This window comes from Burkholderia sp. Ac-20365, assembly GCF_017104715.1.
Lineage (GTDB): Bacteria > Pseudomonadota > Gammaproteobacteria > Burkholderiales > Burkholderiaceae > Paraburkholderia.
The window spans coordinates 75273-93892 of sequence record NZ_JAAGPI010000028.1 but is presented as its reverse complement, the minus strand read 5'-3'; the positions used below and the strand labels follow the sequence as shown (position 1 = coordinate 93892).

General features: G+C 61.5%; 18 protein-coding genes. 14 read left to right on the top strand and 4 right to left on the bottom strand.

Translation table 11 applies throughout. The features are described from left to right. Positions 1–4: 4 nt before the first annotated feature. Positions 5–313 (bottom strand): non-heme iron oxygenase ferredoxin subunit, encoded by a 309-nt coding sequence (locus G3O01_RS32910; protein ID WP_205811157.1) that lies wholly within the window; start codon positions 311–313, stop codon positions 5–7. A 372-nt stretch (positions 314–685) separates the two neighbouring features. Between G3O01_RS32910 and G3O01_RS32905 the strand changes: the two genes are divergently transcribed. The 11 genes from G3O01_RS32905 to G3O01_RS32855 all read left to right on the top strand — a co-directional run bounded on the left by G3O01_RS32905 (position 686) and on the right by G3O01_RS32855 (position 11511). Then, complete coding sequence (locus G3O01_RS32905) at positions 686–1576, top strand: LysR family transcriptional regulator (protein WP_205811156.1); 891 nt, start codon at positions 686–688, stop codon at positions 1574–1576. 252 nt (positions 1577–1828) lie between these two features. Further along, on the top strand, positions 1829–3259 hold the full coding sequence (leuC, locus tag G3O01_RS32900) for a 3-isopropylmalate dehydratase large subunit (RefSeq protein WP_205811155.1): 1431 nt from the start codon (positions 1829–1831) through the stop codon (positions 3257–3259). 3 nt (positions 3260–3262) lie between these two features. Then, positions 3263–3859 carry a 3-isopropylmalate dehydratase small subunit gene (gene leuD, locus G3O01_RS32895; RefSeq protein ID WP_205811154.1) on the top strand — a complete coding sequence of 199 codons (597 nt, stop codon included), beginning with the start codon at positions 3263–3265 and terminating at the stop codon, positions 3857–3859. A 39-nt stretch (positions 3860–3898) separates the two neighbouring features. Beyond that, positions 3899–4969: a 3-isopropylmalate dehydrogenase gene (gene leuB, locus G3O01_RS32890; protein WP_205811153.1), complete on the top strand. Its 1071-nt coding sequence runs from the start codon at positions 3899–3901 to the stop codon at positions 4967–4969. 170 nt (positions 4970–5139) lie between these two features. Continuing rightward, positions 5140–6165 carry an ABC transporter substrate-binding protein gene (locus G3O01_RS32885; protein WP_205811152.1) on the top strand — a complete coding sequence of 342 codons (1026 nt, stop codon included), beginning with the start codon at positions 5140–5142 and terminating at the stop codon, positions 6163–6165. Then, positions 6162–7016, top strand: a complete 855-nt coding sequence (locus G3O01_RS32880) for an ABC transporter ATP-binding protein (RefSeq protein ID WP_205811151.1) — start codon at positions 6162–6164, stop codon at positions 7014–7016. Before G3O01_RS32885 ends, G3O01_RS32880 begins: the two co-directional genes overlap by 4 nt. Continuing rightward, entirely contained in the window at positions 6997–7803 is an 807-nt protein-coding gene (locus G3O01_RS32875; protein WP_205811150.1) for an ABC transporter permease, read from the top strand. The genes G3O01_RS32880 and G3O01_RS32875 overlap by 20 nt, the downstream gene beginning before the upstream one ends. Before the next feature lie 43 nt (positions 7804–7846). Beyond that, complete coding sequence (locus G3O01_RS32870) at positions 7847–8602, top strand: SDR family NAD(P)-dependent oxidoreductase (RefSeq protein ID WP_205811195.1); 756 nt, start codon at positions 7847–7849, stop codon at positions 8600–8602. Between the two features lie 14 nt (positions 8603–8616). Then, positions 8617–9459, top strand: coding sequence for a fumarylacetoacetate hydrolase family protein (locus G3O01_RS32865; RefSeq protein ID WP_205811149.1), 843 nt, complete (start codon positions 8617–8619; stop codon positions 9457–9459). Positions 9460–9540: 81 nt separating this feature from the next. Continuing rightward, entirely contained in the window at positions 9541–10569 is a 1029-nt protein-coding gene (locus G3O01_RS32860) for an ABC transporter substrate-binding protein (protein ID WP_205811194.1), read from the top strand. Positions 10570–10587: 18 nt separating this feature from the next. Next, a complete protein-coding gene (locus G3O01_RS32855) occupies positions 10588–11511 on the top strand; it encodes an SMP-30/gluconolactonase/LRE family protein (protein WP_205811148.1) in 924 nt (307 codons plus the stop codon). On the opposite strand, the gene G3O01_RS32850 is transcribed toward G3O01_RS32855, so the two are convergent. Next, a complete protein-coding gene (locus G3O01_RS32850; protein WP_205811147.1) occupies positions 11497–12417 on the bottom strand; it encodes a LysR family transcriptional regulator in 921 nt (306 codons plus the stop codon). The two genes, G3O01_RS32855 and G3O01_RS32850, sit on opposite strands and share 15 nt — an antisense overlap. Positions 12418–12603: 186 nt before the next feature. Here G3O01_RS32850 and G3O01_RS32845 point away from each other — a divergent pair, with 186 nt between their 5' ends. Next, positions 12604–13845: a cystathionine gamma-synthase family protein gene (locus tag G3O01_RS32845; protein ID WP_205811146.1), complete on the top strand. Its 1242-nt coding sequence runs from the start codon at positions 12604–12606 to the stop codon at positions 13843–13845. 72 nt (positions 13846–13917) lie between these two features. On the opposite strand, the gene G3O01_RS32840 is transcribed toward G3O01_RS32845, so the two are convergent. Then, positions 13918–14817: a LysR family transcriptional regulator gene (locus G3O01_RS32840; protein WP_205811145.1), complete on the bottom strand. Its 900-nt coding sequence runs from the start codon at positions 14815–14817 to the stop codon at positions 13918–13920. A 219-nt stretch (positions 14818–15036) separates the two neighbouring features. On the opposite strand from G3O01_RS32840, the gene G3O01_RS32835 reads away from it, so the two are divergent. Both G3O01_RS32835 and dctA read left to right on the top strand, forming a co-directional pair. After that, positions 15037–16203: a mandelate racemase/muconate lactonizing enzyme family protein gene (locus tag G3O01_RS32835; protein WP_205811144.1), complete on the top strand. Its 1167-nt coding sequence runs from the start codon at positions 15037–15039 to the stop codon at positions 16201–16203. Positions 16204–16363: 160 nt separating this feature from the next. Next, positions 16364–17704 (top strand): C4-dicarboxylate transporter DctA, encoded by a 1341-nt coding sequence (dctA, locus tag G3O01_RS32830; protein ID WP_205811143.1) that lies wholly within the window; start codon positions 16364–16366, stop codon positions 17702–17704. Positions 17705–17706: 2 nt separating this feature from the next. On the opposite strand, the gene G3O01_RS32825 is transcribed toward dctA, so the two are convergent. Next, a complete protein-coding gene (locus G3O01_RS32825; protein WP_205811142.1) occupies positions 17707–18597 on the bottom strand; it encodes an aldo/keto reductase family oxidoreductase in 891 nt (296 codons plus the stop codon). Positions 18598–18620 lie beyond the last annotated feature (23 nt).

Here is an 18620-nt window from a genome sequence, read left to right as displayed (position 1 = left end):
CGTTTCATTCGACATTGACCAACACCTCATCGCCTTCGACGCGCACGTCGAATGTCTGCAGGTCCACGTCCACGGGACCCGACAGGGCCTTGCCAGTGCGGACATCGAATAGCCCCTGATGCAGCGGACATTCGATCTTGCCGTCTTCGAAGTAACCGTCGGACAGACACGCGTGAGCATGCGTGCAGATATCGTGCGTAGCGAAGAATTCTCCGTCGAGGTTGTACAGGGCAACGGGAATGTTCTCGATGCGGCAGGCCTTGACGGTGCCGGACGGGACGTCGGCAACACGTGCCATCGCTTTCCATGTCATCAGATCAGTCTCCTCTCTATGGGTTTGACGCCGGGCATGACGCCGGAATACGGGCTTCACTTCGTACAGGAACGGCGCAATCCGGTATTGGCTGCATCGCTCGCTGGTGATTTGTATTCTGCACGAGCAGGTTGGGGCGAGCGTCTCTATTTCCTTGACTGAGCATTCGCGGTTCGCGAACGCTCGCCGTCGGTCACGCGAGTCACGGGTCGCGGCATCGTGTGATAACGTCGCCGCGTGAAGGGATAAGGGACGGGACAAGGAACTCGCACCAGTGACGGCGCGCCGCTTCGAGCGACATGAGCTGGCATGTGCCCGGCTGAGACCGAAGCCACAACGCAGCAGTTCCGCCCGCAATACGACGGAGACACCATGCGGTTCGATCTGACCGATTTAAGGCTGTTTGCGGCGGTCGCCGCATGTGGAAACATCACCAAGGCCGCCGAGAGCCTGCCGATTGCCGTTGCCGCGGCGAGTTCGCGAATTCGCGCGCTGGAGGAATCCGTCGCCTCCACGCTGTTGCTGCGCCATAGCCGCGGCGTCGAATTGACGCCGGCCGGCGAAGTGTTCTTGCAGCACGCAATCTCGATGTTGCGGGAGACGACGAAGCTGCGCCACGATCTGTCGCAGTTTGGCGAGGGCATGCGAGGCAATATCCAGCTTTACGCCAACACCAATGCCATCCACGAATTCCTGCCCGCGCTGCTCGCGCGCTTTCTCGCGGACAACCCCAGGATCAATGTCGACGTGCAGGAACATACGAGTCCGGAAACGGTGCGCGCGGTCGATGAAGGCAGCGCGGATCTGGGCATTATCGTCGGGCTCGTGAACACACGGACACTCGCCGTGACGCCGTTTCGTGACGACAGATTTGTCGTGATCGTTCCGGATGGTCACGCGCTTGCGCGTGAGCGCGCGATCCGGTTTTATCAGGTGCTGGAGTGGAATTACATCGGGCTGAACGAGCGCTCGTCGCATCAGCAATATGTGTCGAAGACCGCGCTGATGCTGGGCCAGAGCATTCAGTTGCGCACGCAGGTAGAAAGCTTCGAGGCGGTCTGTCACATGGTCGCGGCGGGTGTCGGTGTGTCGATCGTGCCTGAATCGACGACGCGCCGGCTGCGCGGCGCACTGCCGTTTTCCGTCGTCGAACTCGACGAGCAATGGTCGAACCGTGAACTGAAACTCATCTCCCGTGGGCAGGAAACGCTGGCCGCGCCTGTGCACAAGCTCTTCGAGGCGCTTGCGCTGCATACCCGCTAACGCCGCACGATAGCCGCATTGCCGCTGAGCGCGGCAATGCCTGGTGTCGTTCTCGCGGCTTCGAATTCCGCAGTGACGCGACGAGAACATCCACAGCGATGATTCCCGTCATCGCGATCGGCGATGGTGCCTTTCCAAAACACCACGAACAAGCCGACGTGCCTGATGCATGATGCTTTCACACCAGAATCAATTGCGAAACCGCACGGCCGTGTTTGCCATGGCCGATAAATTGATGGAGTGAGACAAGCGATGCAATCCGACCAGACCACGAGTGGTCCGCGAACGCTTTACGACAAGATCTGGGACGCTCACCGGGTCATGACGCGTGACGATGGACAGGATCTGCTGTTCATCGACCGGCATTTCGTTCACGACGTCACTGCGCAATCGTTCGACATGTTGCGTGCGCGTGGACTCAAACCGCGCTCGCCCGATCGCATCTTCGGTACCGCCGACCACTACGTTTCCAGCGCGGCGAACGATATCGCGTCCGTGGCCGACCCCGAGCGGCGAGCCATGATCACGGCCTTGCAACGCGATACCGCGGAGTCGCGCATCACGCTCTTCGACATGGACGACTCGCGGCGCGGCATTGTCCACGTCATCGGACCCGAGCAAGGGTTGAGTCTGCCCGGCATGACTATCGTCTGCGCCGACAGCCACACGTCGACGCACGGCGCGCTCGGCGCGCTGGCATTCGGCATCGGTGCGACTGAGGTCGCGCACGTGCTTGCCACACAGTGTCTGTGGCAGCGCAAATCGGGCAACATGCGCGTCATTCTCGAAGGAAAGGCGAGTCAGGGCGTGACGCCGAAAGACCTGATTCTCGCCGTGATTGCACGGATCGGCGTGGCGGGCGCGACAGGCCATGTGATCGAGTACGCGGGCTCGGCGATCAGTGCTCTGTCGATGGAAGGACGTTTGACGCTGTGCAACATGACCATCGAGGCGGGCGGCCGTGCCGGCATGATCGCTCCCGACGACACGACGTTCGCTTATCTGTCCGGCCGCCCTTACGCACCCGCAGGCGAGCAGTGGGATCGCGCGATGGCGCACTGGCGCGAGCTTTTTACTGACGCAGGCGCGGTCTTCGATCGCGAGGTGCGTATCGACGCAGCCGCTATCGCTCCGATGGTGACATGGGGAACCACGCCCGAATACGCGTGCGCAATCGACCATCGCGTGCCCGATCCGGCAGAGGAGGCCGACCCCGATCTCCGTGCATCCATGTTGCGGGCACTCGAATACATGGGACTGAACGCTAACGACGCGCTGGAAGGCGTCGCGATCGACAGGGTGTTCATCGGCTCATGCACCAACGGACGGATCGAGGATCTGCGCAGCGCGGCCGAGGTTGCGCGCGGTCGGCGCGTTGCAGCTGGCGTCGAGGCATGGGTGGTGCCCGGATCGCACCAGGTACGCGCGCTGGCCGAGGCCGAAGGGCTGGACCGCGTGTTCAGGGAAGCCGGTTTCGAGTGGCGCTTTCCCGGCTGTTCGATGTGCCTTGCAACCAATGGCGATATCGCTGCCCCCGGCCAGCGCTGCGCCTCTACTTCGAACCGTAATTTCGTGGGCCGTCAGGGGCCGGGCGTGCGTACGCACCTGATGAGCCCATCCATGGCCGCCGCCGCAGCGGTGACGGGTCATCTGACGGACGTGCGCCGCCTGCTGGGAGCCTGAAAAATGGACAGCCTGCAATACCTTGACTCGGTCGCGGTGCCCATTGCCGCGATCAACTGCGATACCGACCAGATACTGCCCGCACGCTTCCTGCAGAAACCGCGTTCCGACGATTTCGGCCAGTTTCTGTTCCGGGCGCTGCGCTTCGACCAGGACGGTGCGGAGCGACCGGAGTTCGTGCTCAACAAGACGCCGTACAGGGAAGCTCGCATCGTCGTGGCCAATCACAACTTCGGTTGTGGCTCTTCGCGCGAGCACGCCGTCTGGGCGCTGTACGACTACGGTATGCGCGCGGCGATAGCGCCGAGCTTCGGCGATATCTTTTTCATCAACTGCCTTAAAAACGGGCTGCTGCCCATCGTGTTGCCGGAGGCCGTAGTGTTGCCGCTGCTGGACACCGTGTTGACGAGTCCAGGTAGCCGCATTGCCATCGACCTGCCCGCACAGACCGCGACGTTGCCCGACGGCACCGTCCATACCTTCGAGATGGAGCCGTTCGCGAAAGCGTGTCTGCTGCGCGGGATGGACGAGATCGACTACACGCTGTCGCACCAGGACCGCATCGATGCGTTCGAGCGCAACCGTGCCCACGCGTATTGAAGGCGCACCCTTAGCGATAACAACCAAGGAGAAGCTCAGATGAAGATTGCAGTCATGCCCGGTGACGGTATCGGAACTGAAGTGGTGGCACAGGCTGTGAAGGTGCTTGGGATCGTCGCGCCTCACGCCGAAACCCAGCAGGTGCCGATCGGCGAGGCGGGCATTCAGGCGCACGGTGTGCCCCTGCCTGGACCCACGCTGGAGGTGGCGCGCAAGGCCGATGCGATTCTGTTCGGCTCGGTGGGCGTGGCCGACGAAGCCGATATCCCACGCGAACGCCGTCCCGGTACCGGCCTGCTGCAGTTGCGCGAGGCGCTGACGCTGTATGCCAACTTCCGCCCGGCGTACATGTTCCCGGAACTCATCGGCGCATCGACATTGCGGCCTGAAGTCGTCGATGGACTGGATCTGGTTATCGTGCGCGAACTGAATGGCGATGCCTATTTTGGCCAGCCGCGCGGGTTCGAGACCAACCAGGCGGGCGAGCGTGTCGGCTTCAACACCATGCGCTATTCGGAATCCGAAGTCGAACGGGTCGCACGTGCAGCCTTCGAAAGCGCACGCCGCCGCAGCCGCAAATTGTGCTCGGTCGACAAAGCCAACGTGCTCGAGGCGAGCCAGTTGTGGCGCGAAGTGGTCACACGCGTCGGGCGCGACTATCCGGATGTCGAACTGAGCCATCTCTTCGTGGACGCAGCATCGATGATGCTCATGCGCCGCCCCAAGCAATTCGACGTGATCGTCACAGGGAATCTGTTCGGAGACATTCTCTCGGACGCCGCGGCCATGCTGACCGGTTCGATCGGCATGCTGCCCTCGGCGTCGCTGGGCTACAACCGTAAAGGCCTGTACGAGCCCGTGCACGGTTCGGCGCCGGACATCGCCGGCAAGGATATCGCCAATCCGCTCGCCGCGATCCTGTCGCTGGCAATGATGCTGCGCGAGAGCTTCGAGATGGAGGATGCCGCGCGCCGCGTCGAGCAGGCCGTGCGTGCGGTACTGGCCGCGGGTTATCGCACGGCCGATATCTATCAGGAAGGAATGCAGTCCGTCGGTACCCGCGACATGGGCGATGCGGTGGTCGAAGCGTTGAGAAAGCAGGCAGCGTAGGCCAGCTTGCGTCGCACGGACAACAACCACGATCACGACGATTTTCGGCGTAAGGAGCCTGCAGACATTTAACCATTCCTGGCATGAAAGGGCGTCGGGGTGATGAGTACCCCGATCCGTCTTTGGCAGTCGGTCGCACCAGAATATCCCTTGAAAGGGAGGAGACAATCATGAAGCTGAAATTCGCCTTTGCGCTTTGTGCAGCGTTCGAGCTTGTCTGCGGTTCCGTCGTGGCCGTGGCTAAAGATGTGCCTGAAAAGCCCGAACTGCATATTGCGGCCGCATCCGTTGGCATCACCTATTTGCCGATGCTCGTCGCCCAGCAGCGAGGTTACTTCAAGGACGAAGGGCTGGACGTGCACATCGCCGCTTTCTCCGGTGGTTCCAAGACACTGGAGGCCCTTTTGGGCGGAAGCTCCGACATCGTCGCGGGCGCGTATTCGAACACCATCACGATGGCCACCAAGGGGCAGCACCTGGTGGTGATCGCCGCGCAGGTCATCTGTCCGGGCTGGATCTTCGGCGTATCCCAGAAGCGCCAGGCCGAAGTGAAATCAGCAAAAGATCTCAAGGGCATGCGTATCGGTGTGAGCGCGCCGGGTTCCAGCACACACATGGCCGTCAACTACATCTTGCACAAGGCGGGACTTCAGCCCTCGGACGTTTCCATCATCGGCGTCGGGCAGGCGGCGGGAGCGGTAGCAGCGGTGCGGGCGGGACAAATCGATGCGCTGATCGTCAATGATCCGAGCGCCACGATCCTGACGAGCGACGGCAGCCTCAAACCGTTGGAGAACATGCGTACCGCCGAGGGCAACGTCAAGGTGTTCGGTTCGGACTATCCGGAGTCAAGCCTGTTCGCGACGCAGGATTTCATCGCTAAAAATCCGAAGACGGTGCAGGCAGTTGCGAACGCAATCGTGCGCGCCGAGAAGTGGATCGCCAAAGCGACGCCCGAGCAGGTTGCGGACAATGTACCGGCCGAGTATCTGGTGGATAACAAGGCGCTATACGCCAATGCATTCAGGAACAGTCGCCGTTGCATCGCGCAGAACGGGGAAATCACCGCTAAAGGCGCACAGACCGTGCGTGATGTGCTGTCGGCGTTCGACCCGACCGTGGCGTCGGCCAAAATCGATCTCACAGCGACCTACGACAACAGGTTCGTCCAGAAGGCGGCGGAGATTCAACCATGAGCACTGTGTCATGCAACATCGCGCGCGCCAGCGGTCAGACACGGGTGCGAGAGGCTTTGCGCTTCGACAACGTGACGTGCACCTTTGCTGGCAATGGCAAGCACGCGCAGAGCTACACGGCCGTTTCAGGCGGGAACCTGACGATCGGCGATGGGGAGTTCGTCTCGATCGTCGGACCCACGGGCTGCGGCAAGTCCACGCTGCTCAACGTAGCGGCCGGACTGACGCGACCCTCGTCAGGCAGCCTGAGCGTATTCGGCGAGAAGCTGAACAATGGTTTGAACAGGCAGGCCGCGTATCTGTTCCAGGTCGACGCACTCATGCCGTGGAAGACGGCAGAAGAAAACATTGCCATGGGCCTGATCTTCCGGGGTACGCCGCGTGAAGAGGCTTTGCGAGTGGCGCATGAATGGCTGGAGCGGGTCGGTCTGCAGGGACATGGGAAGAAATATCCACACCAGCTGTCGGGCGGTATGCGCAAGCGTGCTGGCCTCGCGCAGGCGCTGGCGTTGAACCCGCGCATCATCCTGATGGACGAGCCTTTCAGCGCGCTCGATATCCAGACACGGCACCTGATGGAAAACGAACTGTTGCGGCTCTGGTCGTACGACCGCAAGTCCGTGATGTTCGTGACGCACGATCTGGAAGAAGCGATTTCGCTATCGGATCGCGTCATCGTGCTGTCCGCAGGCCCCGGTACCCATCCAATTGCCGAGTTCGAGATCGACCTGGTGCGTCCACGCGAAATGTCGGAAATCCGCATGACGCAGCGTTTCCTGCAACTGCACACCCAGATCTGGGACGTGCTTCGAGGGGAGGTTCTGAAAAGCTATGCGCGCAATCGAGTTTAATCCGGGCAACCGGTTTGCCGTGCTTGCCACGCGGCTTGCACTCCTGTTCGGCGTGCTGTTCCTGTGGTGGATCGGGACCAGTCAGAAATGGCTGTCGCCCTTTTTCTTCGGCGATCCATTCGGTGTGGTTCATCGCATCATCGACTGGGTCGTGACGGGTTCGGTGTTTCGCCATCTGTACACGACGCTGCTCGAAACCATGCTGGCGTTTGCGATCGGGACAGTGTCCGGGCTGGCGTGCGGTCTGTGGCTCGCGCTCAATCCGTTTCTCGCGGTCGTCTTCGATCCGTTCATCAAGGCGATGAACTCCATGCCGCGACTGATCTTTGCACCGATCTTCGCCCTCTGGTTCGGCCTCGGCATCTGGTCGAAGGTGGCGCTGGGCGTGACATTGGTGTTCTTCGTGGTGTTCTTCAACGTCTTTCAGGGCGTGCGCGAAGTCAGCCCGGCGGTGTTGTCGAATACCCGCATGCTCGGTGCCAATGGGCGTCAGCTCATGCGTCACGTGTACCTGCCTTCGGCAACGAGCTGGGTGTTCTCGAGCCTGCACAACGCGATCGGTATTGCATTTGTCGGAAGCGTGGTCGGCGAGTACCTGGGCTCGGAAAAAGGCGTGGGCTATCTGATTCTGCTTGCCGAAGGTGTGTTCGACATCAATTCGGTGATCGCGGGCATCCTGGTGCTGACCGTGTTTGCACTGGTGCTCGATACGGCAGTGTCGATGGTCGAGGACTATCTGCTGCGCTGGCGCCCCGGTACGGGCCAGACCGTGGCCGCCAGCGCCTGAGCGCGTGGCGGAGCAACCGACCAATCAAGGCGAGGAGAACAGCTTGCAAACTAACGCTATCAATCTGAATGACCGTGTTGCGATCGTGACGGGCGGTGCACAAGGCATCGGCCTCGAGGTGGGCCGCCGGCTGCTGGCCTCGGGCGCTCGCCTCGCGATCTGGGACATCAACTCTGCCGGTCTGGAGCGGGCGCGGGCCGAACTGGGAAATCACGATGTTCACGTCGAGCGTGTCGACATCGCCGATTACGCCAGCGTCGAGGCTGGCGTGGCGGGCACGCTGAAAGCGACCGGCCGGATCGATATTCTGATCAACAACGCGGCAATCGTGGGCCCGAATGCGACCCTGGCCGAGTATCCGGTCGATGTCTGGAAGCAGGTTATCGATATCGACGTCAACGGTACTTTCCACTGCTGCCGCGCGGTGGTGCCCGTCATGGTCGCGCAGAACTACGGCCGTATCGTCAATCTGGCTTCCGTCGCCGGCAAGGAGGGTAATCCCAATGCCGCAGCCTACAGCTCTGCCAAGGCTGCCGTCATTGCGATGACCAAATCGCTCGGCAAGGAACTGGCAAGCCACGACATCGCGGTCAATTGCGTCACGCCCGCAGTGGCGCGTACGCCGGGCGCGATGGAGCAGTCGCCCGAGCATATCCGCTACATGCTGGGCAAGATTCCGCGCGGCCGCTTTCTCGAACTCAATGAAGCGGCCGCGATGATCGCCTGGTTAGCCAGCCAAGAAAACTCTTTCACTACCGCCGCCGTTTTCGATCTGTCTGGCGGACGCGCAACCTACTGAGCGGGAACATATCGATGAAGCTTTTACGCTACGGTCCGCCTGGCCAGGAAAAGCCGGGCCTCCTCGATCGTGATGGAAACTTGCGCGACCTGTCGGGTCACGTCGCGGACATTGCCGGCGATGTCCTGTTGCCCACCAGCCTCGCCCGCCTGCAAGCGCTCGACGCGATGTCGCTGCCGCAGGTGGAAGGCAAGCCGCGGGTGGGTTCGTGCGTAGGCGGTACGCGAAAGTTCATCTGCATCGGACTGAATTACTCCGATCACGCGGCCGAGACGGGCGCTGCGATACCGCCGGAACCCATTGTGTTTATGAAGGCGACAAGCGCGATCGTGGGTCCGGACGACGCCATCGAAATTCCGCGCAACGCGGTCAAGACGGACTGGGAGGTCGAACTGGGTGTCGTCATCGGCAAGACCGCGAAGTACGTCAGCGAACACGATGCAATGGATCATGTGGCCGGATACTGCGTCATCAACGACGTGTCCGAGCGCGCATTCCAGGCCGAGCGTCAGGGGCAGTGGACCAAAGGCAAATCGGCCGACACCTTTGGACCGACGGGACCGTGGCTGGTGACTTCGGACGAAGTGCATGACCCGCAGGCGTTGCCCATGTGGCTGGAAGTCAATGGGCAGCGCTATCAGAACGGCAGCACGGCTACCATGATTTATGGTGTGCGTTACCTCGTATCGTATCTTTCGCAGTTCATGTCGCTGCAGCCTGGTGACATCATATCGACTGGCACGCCGCCGGGCGTCGGGTTGGGACAGAAGCCACCCGTCTACCTGAAACCGGGCGATGTGGTGACGCTAGGCATCGAAGGCCTGGGGCAGCAACGCCAGAACGTCGTGCAGGGTTAAGTGCATAGAGCCGCGAAGGCCGGGAAAAAGGCCGAGAAAAAGGCCGAGAAAAAGGCCGGGAAAACAAGGAGACAACCTACCGTGATATCGATCAGGCGTCTGTTGTTGTTGCCGTTACTGGCCGTCTGCGTGGCGCTCGTGACCCAGCCGGGCGCGAGCGCAGCGCCTGCGCCAGAGAAACCCAAGCTCAGTCTTGCTGCCGCTGGCGTGGGCTTTCCGTATCTTCCGTTTGTCATTGCGGAAAGCCGGGGATACTTCAAGCAGGCCGGACTCGATGTCGAGATTGGCGTGTTCAGCGGCGGCGCCAAGGCTCTGCAGGCGATGTTGGGCGGCAGCGCCGATATCGTCGCGGGCGCCTATTCCAACACGATCACGATGGCGGCGAAGGGGCAGAAGCTGGTGTCGTTCGTGACGCTGGCCTCATGTCCGGGCTGGGTGTTCGGTGTGACGCGCGCGAGCCACGACAAGGTGAAGACGTACGCAGACCTCAAGGGAAAACGCATCGGGGTAAGCTCACCCGGTTCCAGTTTCCACATGGGCGTCAACTATCTGCTGAACAGGGCCGGCCTCAAACCGGGCGATGTCTCCATCATCGGCGTCGGTTCTTCTGCTGGCGCCATTGCGGCAGCGCGTAGTGGGCAGATCGATGCATTGATGAGCAACGACCCGGTCGCGACGGTACTGCAGGGCAGCGGCGATCTCTTTCCTCTGGCGGTAATGCGTGATCCGGCCGGGACTCGCGCGACGCTGGGCGGCGACTATCCGGAAGCTTCCGTCTACACCACCAGAGAATTCGCGGCTAAATATCCGAATACCGTGCAGGCAGTCACGAACGCCATCCTCGAGGCCGAGCGCTGGATGGCGCAGGCGACGCCCGAACAGGTTGTCGCCGCAGTGCCGCCGCAGTACGCGCTGGCCGACAAGGATGTGTTTACCCGGGCCTACGGCAACATGCAGAGCTGCATTTCACGCGACGGCCTGATGACGGACGCCGCCGCGCACACAGTACGCGATGTACTCGCCGCCTTCGATCCCGACATCGGCAAAGCCTCGATCGACCTGAAAGCCACGTATGACAATCGCTTCGTCGAGAATGCCAACAAGCACTGACCTGCGAGGAAATCGATCATGGAGAGCAGCGTCCGCATCCTGGCGGAAGGGTTGAAGTTTCCCGAAGGCCCGGTAGCGATGGCCGATGGCTCGATCGTGCTCGTCGAAATCGAGCGCGAGACTATCAGCCGCGTGGCTGCCGACGGCACGGTGAGCGTGCTGGCGGAGGTAGGCGGCGGACCCAACGGCCTGGCGTTGGGCCCGGACGGAGCCTTTTACATCTGCAACAACGGAGGTTTCCTGTTCCGTACGGTAGCCGGGCTGAACCGAACCAAACCAGGCGTGCATCCGCGTTATACGAGCGGCCGCATCGAACGGTTCGACCCGCAGACGGGCGCTTTGACGACCGTGTACGACCGCTGTGGCGACTATCCGCTATGCGGTCCCAATGACATCGTGTTCGACCACGACGGCGGCTTCTACTTCACCGACTTCGGCAAGAACCGGCTGCGCGATCGCGATCATGCGGGGCTTTATTACGGGCGAGCCGATGGATCGAGGATTGTCGAAGTGGCCTATCCGCTCACAACGGCCAACGGAGTCGGGCTGTCGCCGGACGATCGTGTTGTCTACGTGGCAGAAACGGAGACCGCGCGCCTATGGGCGTTCGACCTGGAGGAGCCTGGCAAGGCGCGCAAGCATCCGTACCCATCGCCGCACGGCGGCCGTCTGATTTGCGGGCTGCCCGGCTACCAGCGCTTCGACAGCCTTGCCGTGGACGCCGAGGGAAATATTTGCGTGGCCACACTGGTCACTGGCTGCATCACGGTGGTCTCGCCTTCCGGCGAGGTGCTGCGCCAGGTGATGGTGCCTGACGGCATGGTGACCAACATCTGCTTCGGCGGCGCCGACATGAAGACGGCTTACCTGACGTTGTCGGGCACGGGACGTCTGGGCACGCTGCCCTGGCCGCAAGCGGGCCTGAAGCTAGCTTATTCGTGATGGAGAGGCATCTGCCACGGCTCGACGCGCGAGCAGGTGCTTGAGAAAGAGATCCACGGGTGCCGGGAGCGACTCCGCCTCGCGCACGCAGATCTTCCAGTGCCGTTCGGCCCATATTTCGTCCAGTTCCACCGCGACCAACGGCGCCGAACTGACATAGCGCTGTGCATGTTGTTCGGGCACGAGGCCGACGCCGAGACGTGCTTCCACCATGCTGCGCACCGGCTCGAAGCCGTTCACCCGGATCGACAGCTTGAGCGGATGGTCCAGGTCTGCCGCCGCGCGTAGCACCAGCGAATTCAGATAACTGCCCTCCTGCGGTCCAACCAGCGGGTATCTGGCCACGTCGCGGAATTTCACCTTCTCTGCACGGCTGAGAGGATGATCGGGCGGCATGATGACCACCAGCCGGTCGCTGCGATAGGGAAATACCAGCAGGCCGGTCGTCACGGTCGTGCCGCCGAACACGCCGATATCCGCCGTATTCTCGGCCACGGCGCGGACCACGGCGGGACTCAGGCTTTCCTGCAGATCGATACGCAATCCCGGATGCAGCGCGAGGAACTCGCGGATGTCGGCGGCAATGTACTGGACGATGGTCGACAGGCTGGCGTGCAGCCGGATCTGCCCACGCACGCCTTCGGCGTGATCGAGCAGCTCGCTTTCCATCTGTTTGACGTCGCGCATCAGCACGCGGGCGTGCTGCAGGAGGGCGGCGGCCGCGGAGGTCAGTTCGAGCCCCTTGTTGCTGCGCACAAAGAGTGCGGTCTTGAGCGTGTCCTCGAGATGGGACATGCGCTTGCTGAGCGCCGACGGCGCTATGTTTTCGGCTTCCGCCGCGCGGGCGATGCTGCCGTGCTCGCAGACAGCGACGAACAGTTTCAGCGACTGGAAATCGAAACGCATCGAATCTCCGGTGGCGCAGTCTTGTCGCCGCGCCGTGCTTTTGAATGGTGAAGAAAGTATGCCCGCGGGCAACCAGAACCGGCCGGTGTGGATCGATCGGGATCTGGAGAAACGCGTCGGACCTCTGCTCAACCGCTTACCGGCGATAATGTATCCCATTCATCGACTTGAAAAGCGGAGAAGGGGATGGACAAGCAAGGACTCACCACGAGCATCGTTCACGGTGACAGGACCACGGGCAGTGAGCACGGCGGCGTGCATCAGCCGATTCACACGTCGGTGCAATACGGTTTCGAGCGCGTCGAGGATCTGATCGGCGTCTTCCAGGGTACCAAGAAGGGCGGCTTCAATTACGCGCGTCAGGGCACGCCCACGACCGCCGCGCTCGAACGCAAGATCACGAGTCTGGAAGAAGGTGTCGGCACGATCTGCTTCAGTACGGGCATGGCCGCGATCACCGCGACGTTCCTCACGCTGCTGCGTGCGGGCGATCACCTCATATCGAGCCGTTACGTATTCGGCAACACCAACAGCCTGCTTGGCACATTGCGAACGCTCGGCGTGGAAGTCACGACCGTCGATGCATGCGACGTCGAAGACGTGAAGCGCGCGATCCGGCCGAACACGCGCATGGTGTTCGTCGAAACCATCGCGAATCCGGGCACGCAGATTCCGGACTTGCAGGGCATCGGTGACGTGTGCCGCGAGCACGGGCTCGCCTATGTCGTCGACAATACGATTACGTCGCCGGCATTGTTCAAGCCGAAGGCGGTCGGCGCGAGCCTCGTCATCAACTCGCTGACGAAGACGATAGCGGGCCACGGCGCTGCGCTCGGCGGCGCGGTGACCGATACGGGCCTGTTCGACTGGAGCGCGTATCCGAACATTGCCGACGACTATCGACGTTCGGCGCCGAAGGAGCAGGGTCTGCTGCAGATCCGGAAGAAGGGTTTGCGCGACATGGGTGCGTCGCTGTCGTCGGAGCAGGCACACTCGATCGCAATGGGCGCGGAAACGCTCGCCTTGCGCGTCAGGCAAAGCAGCGACAACGCGCTAGCACTCGCGCAGTTTCTGGAAGGACACAAGGCCGTCGGCAAGGTGTTCTATCCAGGCCTGAAGAGCCATCCGCAATACGACATCGCGCAGGCGTTGTTCAAGGGCGCGTCGTGGCTGTTGTCGTTCGAACTGCTCGACGCGCAGCGCATGATCGAAGTCGTGAACGCACTCAGGCTGCCCATCAAGGCGACGGGTCTCGCCGACACGCGCACGCTCATCATTCCCGTCGCGCCAACCATCTTTTTCGAGGCCGGTCCGGAAACGCGCAAGGCGATGGGGATTTCTGACGGCATGCTGCGGCTGTCGGCGGGCATCGAGGATATCGACGATCTGATCGCCGATTTCTCGCAGGCGCTGAAGCTGGCAGAGTGAACTGGAGATGTGAGCGAGCCGCACGGTAGGCATACTCAAATGCGAGTCTGATCCAATCGCTTGCAAATATGGTCATTTGAATCCGGTGATGCGATGTATCAGAAAATCGATGAACGCACGGGTTCGAAACGACAGATTGCGGCGATTGGAGTAGTAAACGAACAGATCAGCGGAAGGCTGCGTATATTCGGGCAACACAATACGCAGGCGTCCGCTTTCAACGTACTTTGCCAGGTCCCATTCCGAACGTACCAGGATGCCGTGCCCATCTAATGCCCATCCAAGTACGATGTCGCCGTCGTTGCTGGATAGCGTGCCGTGCACCTTGACGGCCTCGCTGCGACCTTCGCACTCGAAACGCCAGACTCCGTAGGCGTCGTCATTCTGACGATGAACAATGCAGGCGTGCTGTGTGAGGTCAGTGAGGCGCTCAGGAACGCCATGCTGTTCAAGATAGCGGGGCGACGCGCACAACAGCCGGCGATTGGGCATCACGCGCCGGGCCTTGAGGCGTTGATCGGGCAACGTCCCAAAACGGATCGCAAGATCGACGCCACTTTCTACCAGATCAATCGGCCGGTCTGTTAGGTCGAGTTGTACTTCGACCTGCGGATAGGTTCTGACAAAGTCAGAGACGATTGGCGCGATTGCCGTTCTGCCAAAGCCCAGACTCGCGTTGACCCGAAGCAGTCCCTTGGGAACGGCGTGGCTCGACACCACCGCATTTTCCATCTCGCGAATTTCTTCGAGAATGCGGGTTGCGTAGTGCAGGTAAGTCTCGCCTTCGGCGGTCAGGCTCACATGACGCGTGGTTCTGTTGACCAGTCGCACGCCAAGCCGTGTCTCCAGTTGAGCCAGTCTTTTCGTAGCGGCGGGCGGCGTCAGATTGAGTTCCCGGGCAGCCGATGTCAGGTTGCCGTACTGAGCAAGCAGAACGAAAAACTTCAGATGCGAGGCGAGGTCGGTGTCCACTGAAAGCAGAGATAGAGAAGTGAGCGTGATCGACGAATCATAACTGCGAATGACGCTAGCGGTTTTTGGCCGCTATCGACGGCAGCACAGACGAACTCCAGCTGGGACGCGATTCCAGTATTCACCGAAAGTTAATAATGAAGTGACTTTCAGTGAATCATAGCGTGCCGATTCGCGCATAACCTAGCGGCTCCTGAAGTCCCGAAGCCTGGAGTCACCATGAGAATCGTTGAAATCCGCGAGAAGACCTTTCCGATCAGTTCCCCCATCCGCAATGCGTACATCGACTTCAGCAAGATGACGCTGAGCCTCGTCGCCGTGGTCACCGACGTGATCCGCGACGGCAAGCCGGTGATTGGCTACGGCTTCAATTCGAACGGCCGCTACGGGCAGGGCACGCTGATGCGCGAGCGCTTCATTCCGCGCCTGACGGAAGCGGACCCGGCCTCGCTCGTCAACGACGCCGGCGACAACCTCGACCCGCACAAGATCTGGGCGACGATGTTCAAGAACGAAAAGCCGGGCGGCCACGGCGAGCGCTCGGTGGCGATCGGCACGATCGATATGGCCGTGTGGGATGCCGTCGCGAAGATCGAAGGCAAGCCGCTGTTCCAGTTGCTCGCGGACCGTTACGGCAACGGCAAGCCGAACCGCAAGGTGTTCGTCTACGCAGCGGGCGGTTACTACTACCCGGGCCAGGATCACGGCAAGCTGAAGGACGAGATGCGCAGCTATATCGACCGCGGCTACACGGTGGTGAAAAAGAAAATCGGCGGCGCGTCGCTCGATGAAGACCTGCGCCGCATCGATTCGATTCTCAGCGTGCTCGGCGACGGCCAGAAGCTCGCCGTCGATGCCAACGGCCGCTTCGATCTCGACACGGCGATCCAGTACGCGAAGGCGCTGTCGCAATACGACCTGTTCTGGTACGAAGAGCCGGGCGACCCGCTCGACTTCGAATTGCAGGCCACGCTGCGCAACTACTACGACAAGCCGATGGCGACAGGTGAAGACCTGTTCTCGATGCAGGATGCGCGCAACCTGATCCGCTACGGCGGCATGCGCGCCGATCGCGACTGGCTGCAATTCGACTGCGCGCTGAGCTACGGTCTCGTCGAATATCTGCGCACGCTGGAGATGCTGCATCAGCACGGCTGGTCGGCGAGCCGCTGCATTCCGCACGGCGGGCATCAGATGTCGCTGAACATCGCGGCGGGCCTGGGACTGGGCGGCAACGAATCGTATCCGGATCTGTTCCAGCCGTTCGGCGGCTTCCCCGATGGCGTGAAGGTCGACAACGGCTACATCACGATGCCGGACCTGCCGGGTATCGGCTTCGAAGGGAAGTCGGATCTGTTCGCGGTGATGCAGCAGATTTCTGTGTAACGACGTAACGGCAAGGCGGCGACGGGCGCGAACAAGAACGCCCCGCGCTGCTTTGAGCAGCACTTGCAGCAAAGAAAAAAGCACGCGCAAAGATGCGTGCAGCAGGCACAAGGAGCGCCGGCACGGCGCACTCACAGGACGCCATGCACAGGAGACAGACATGCAAGGCTCGAAGCTGACGAAGACTCTATCGAAGCTCTACGTCCAGGTACTGATCGGCATCGTCGCCGGCGTGCTGGTCGGTCATTTCATTCCCGATATCGGCTCGCAGATGAAGCCGCTCGGCGATATCTTCATTCGCCTCATTCGCATGCTGCTCGCGCCGATCATTTTTGCGTCGGTGGTAGTCGGTATCGCGCGGATGAACGATATTCACGAAGCAGGGCGCGTCGGCGTAAAAGCGGTGCTGTACTTCGAAATTGCATCGACGCTGGCGCTTGGTATCGGGCTCGTCGTCGTCAATGTGCTGAAGCCGGGCAGCGGCATGAACATCGACCCCGCGCATATCGACAGCGCGGCAATCAGCACCTACACGCACAGCGCGCATCAGCACGGCATGCTCGATTTCTTCATGAGCATTGTGCCGAACAGCGTGGTCGGCGCATTCGCGAATGGCGAGATGCTGCCAGTGATCTTCTTCTCCGTGCTGCTTGCCATCGCACTTGCGCGGCTCGGTCCGCGCACCGCGCCGTTCGTCGATCTGCTCGACATGTTTCTGCAGGCGATGTTCGGCGTCGTGCGCATAGTGATGTATGCGGCACCGATCGGCGCGTTCGGCGGCATGGCGTTCACGGTCGCGAAGTACGGTATCGGCACGCTCGCGTCGTTCGGCGAATTGATGTTGGCGCTGTACGCGACGTCAGTGCTCTTCATCGTCGTCGTGCTCGGCGCGGTGATGCGGCTGTGCGGCCTGTCGCTGTGGAAATTCCTGCGCTATATCAAGGATGAAATCTTCATCACCTTCGGCACGGCATCGACGGAAGCGGTGTTGCCGCAAATGATGATCAAGCTCGAAAAGCTCGGCTGCAGCAAGCCCGTAGTCGGCATGGTGCTGCCGACAGGCTATACGTTCAACGCCGACGGCACCGCGATCTATCTGACGATGGCCGCAATCTTCATCGCGCAGGCAATGAACATTCACCTGTCAATCTGGGATCAGCTGCTGGTGCTGGGCGTGCTGCTGCTGACGTCGAAGGGTTCGGCGGGCGTTGCGGGCGCGGGCTTCGTTGCACTGGCGGCGACGCTGGCTTCGATGCAAAAGATCCCTGTTTCAGGGCTTGTTCTGCTGCTTGGCGTCGATCGTTTCCTGAACGAAGCGCGCGCCGTGACGAACCTGATCGGCAACGGCGTCGCGACGATTGCGGTTGCGCGCTGGGAACGTGCAATCGATATGAAAACCGCGCGTGCCGTGCTTGACCAGGACGACCGCATGCGAGGCGAGACAGCGCACGACACTGCGACCGATGCGCCGGAACCCGCGATGCGATCGCAATCCCGCTGAGCTTAATGCCCGCCGCTGCTCGCGCTCGTGCCTTCGATCGCATCCAGTTGCTTGAGCACATCGTCGCTCAGCTTCAACTGCGCGGCCTGCATGTTCTCGCGCAGGTGCGCGAGCGACGACGTGCCAGGAATCAACAGAATATTCGGCGCGCGATGCAGCAGCCACGCGAGCGCAACCTGCATCGGCGTCGCGTTCAGTTCCCGCGCAATGTCCGACAGTGCCGATGACTGGATCGGCGTGAACCCGCCAAGCGGAAAGAACGGCACATACGCAATACCCTGCGCGGCGAGTTGATCGACGAGCGCATCGTCTTCGCGATTCACGAGGTTGTACTGATTCTGCACGCAGACGATCGGCACGATGCGCTGCGCTTCTGCGATCTGCGCGGCCGTCACGTTGCTCAGGCCGATGTGCTTCACAAGCCCGTCGCGCTGCAATTCGGCGAGCGCGACAACCTGCTCTTCGATCGATCCTTCCGCGGGGCTGTGAACATTGCCCATCACGCGAATGTTCACGATATCGAGCACGTCGAGGCCGAGGTTTCGCAGATTGTCGTGCACGCCGCGCCGCAGATCGTCGGGCTCGCGCGCGGAAATCCACGAACCGTCGTCGCCGCGAATCGCGCCCAGTTTGGTGACGAGTGTGAGGTCGCCGGGATACGGATGCAGCGCCTCGCGGATGATCTGGTTGGTGACGTGCGGTCCGTAAAAGTCGCTCGTGTCGATGTGATTGACGCCCGCCGCGATGGCCTCGCGCAGTACGGCAACACAGGCGTCGCGGTCCTTCGGCGGACCGAACACGCCCGGGCCCGCGAGCTGCATTGCGCCGTAGCCCATGCGGCGAACCTGGCGGCCCGCCAGCGGGAAGGTTTCAACGGTATTGAAGTTCGGCATGACGCGCTCCGTGGTAGTCGATG

What these genes read in the sequence shown, in the direction of transcription:
- G3O01_RS32910 (WP_205811157.1), bottom strand. Translation starts at nt 313, where the DNA reads ATGACATGGAAAGCGATGGCACGTGTTGCCGACGTCCCGTCCGGCACC.
- G3O01_RS32905 (WP_205811156.1), top strand. Translation starts at nt 686, where the DNA reads ATGCGGTTCGATCTGACCGATTTAAGGCTGTTTGCGGCGGTCGCCGCA.
- leuC (WP_205811155.1), top strand. Translation starts at nt 1,829, where the DNA reads ATGCAATCCGACCAGACCACGAGTGGTCCGCGAACGCTTTACGACAAG.
- leuD (WP_205811154.1), top strand. Translation starts at nt 3,263, where the DNA reads ATGGACAGCCTGCAATACCTTGACTCGGTCGCGGTGCCCATTGCCGCG.
- leuB (WP_205811153.1), top strand. Translation starts at nt 3,899, where the DNA reads ATGAAGATTGCAGTCATGCCCGGTGACGGTATCGGAACTGAAGTGGTG.
- G3O01_RS32885 (WP_205811152.1), top strand. Translation starts at nt 5,140, where the DNA reads ATGAAGCTGAAATTCGCCTTTGCGCTTTGTGCAGCGTTCGAGCTTGTC.
- G3O01_RS32880 (WP_205811151.1), top strand. Translation starts at nt 6,162, where the DNA reads ATGAGCACTGTGTCATGCAACATCGCGCGCGCCAGCGGTCAGACACGG.
- G3O01_RS32875 (WP_205811150.1), top strand. Translation starts at nt 6,997, where the DNA reads ATGCGCGCAATCGAGTTTAATCCGGGCAACCGGTTTGCCGTGCTTGCC.
- G3O01_RS32865 (WP_205811149.1), top strand. Translation starts at nt 8,617, where the DNA reads ATGAAGCTTTTACGCTACGGTCCGCCTGGCCAGGAAAAGCCGGGCCTC.
- G3O01_RS32855 (WP_205811148.1), top strand. Translation starts at nt 10,588, where the DNA reads ATGGAGAGCAGCGTCCGCATCCTGGCGGAAGGGTTGAAGTTTCCCGAA.
- G3O01_RS32850 (WP_205811147.1), bottom strand. Translation starts at nt 12,417, where the DNA reads ATGCGTTTCGATTTCCAGTCGCTGAAACTGTTCGTCGCTGTCTGCGAG.
- G3O01_RS32845 (WP_205811146.1), top strand. Translation starts at nt 12,604, where the DNA reads ATGGACAAGCAAGGACTCACCACGAGCATCGTTCACGGTGACAGGACC.
- G3O01_RS32835 (WP_205811144.1), top strand. Translation starts at nt 15,037, where the DNA reads ATGAGAATCGTTGAAATCCGCGAGAAGACCTTTCCGATCAGTTCCCCC.
- dctA (WP_205811143.1), top strand. Translation starts at nt 16,364, where the DNA reads ATGCAAGGCTCGAAGCTGACGAAGACTCTATCGAAGCTCTACGTCCAG.
- G3O01_RS32825 (WP_205811142.1), bottom strand. Translation starts at nt 18,597, where the DNA reads ATGCCGAACTTCAATACCGTTGAAACCTTCCCGCTGGCGGGCCGCCAG.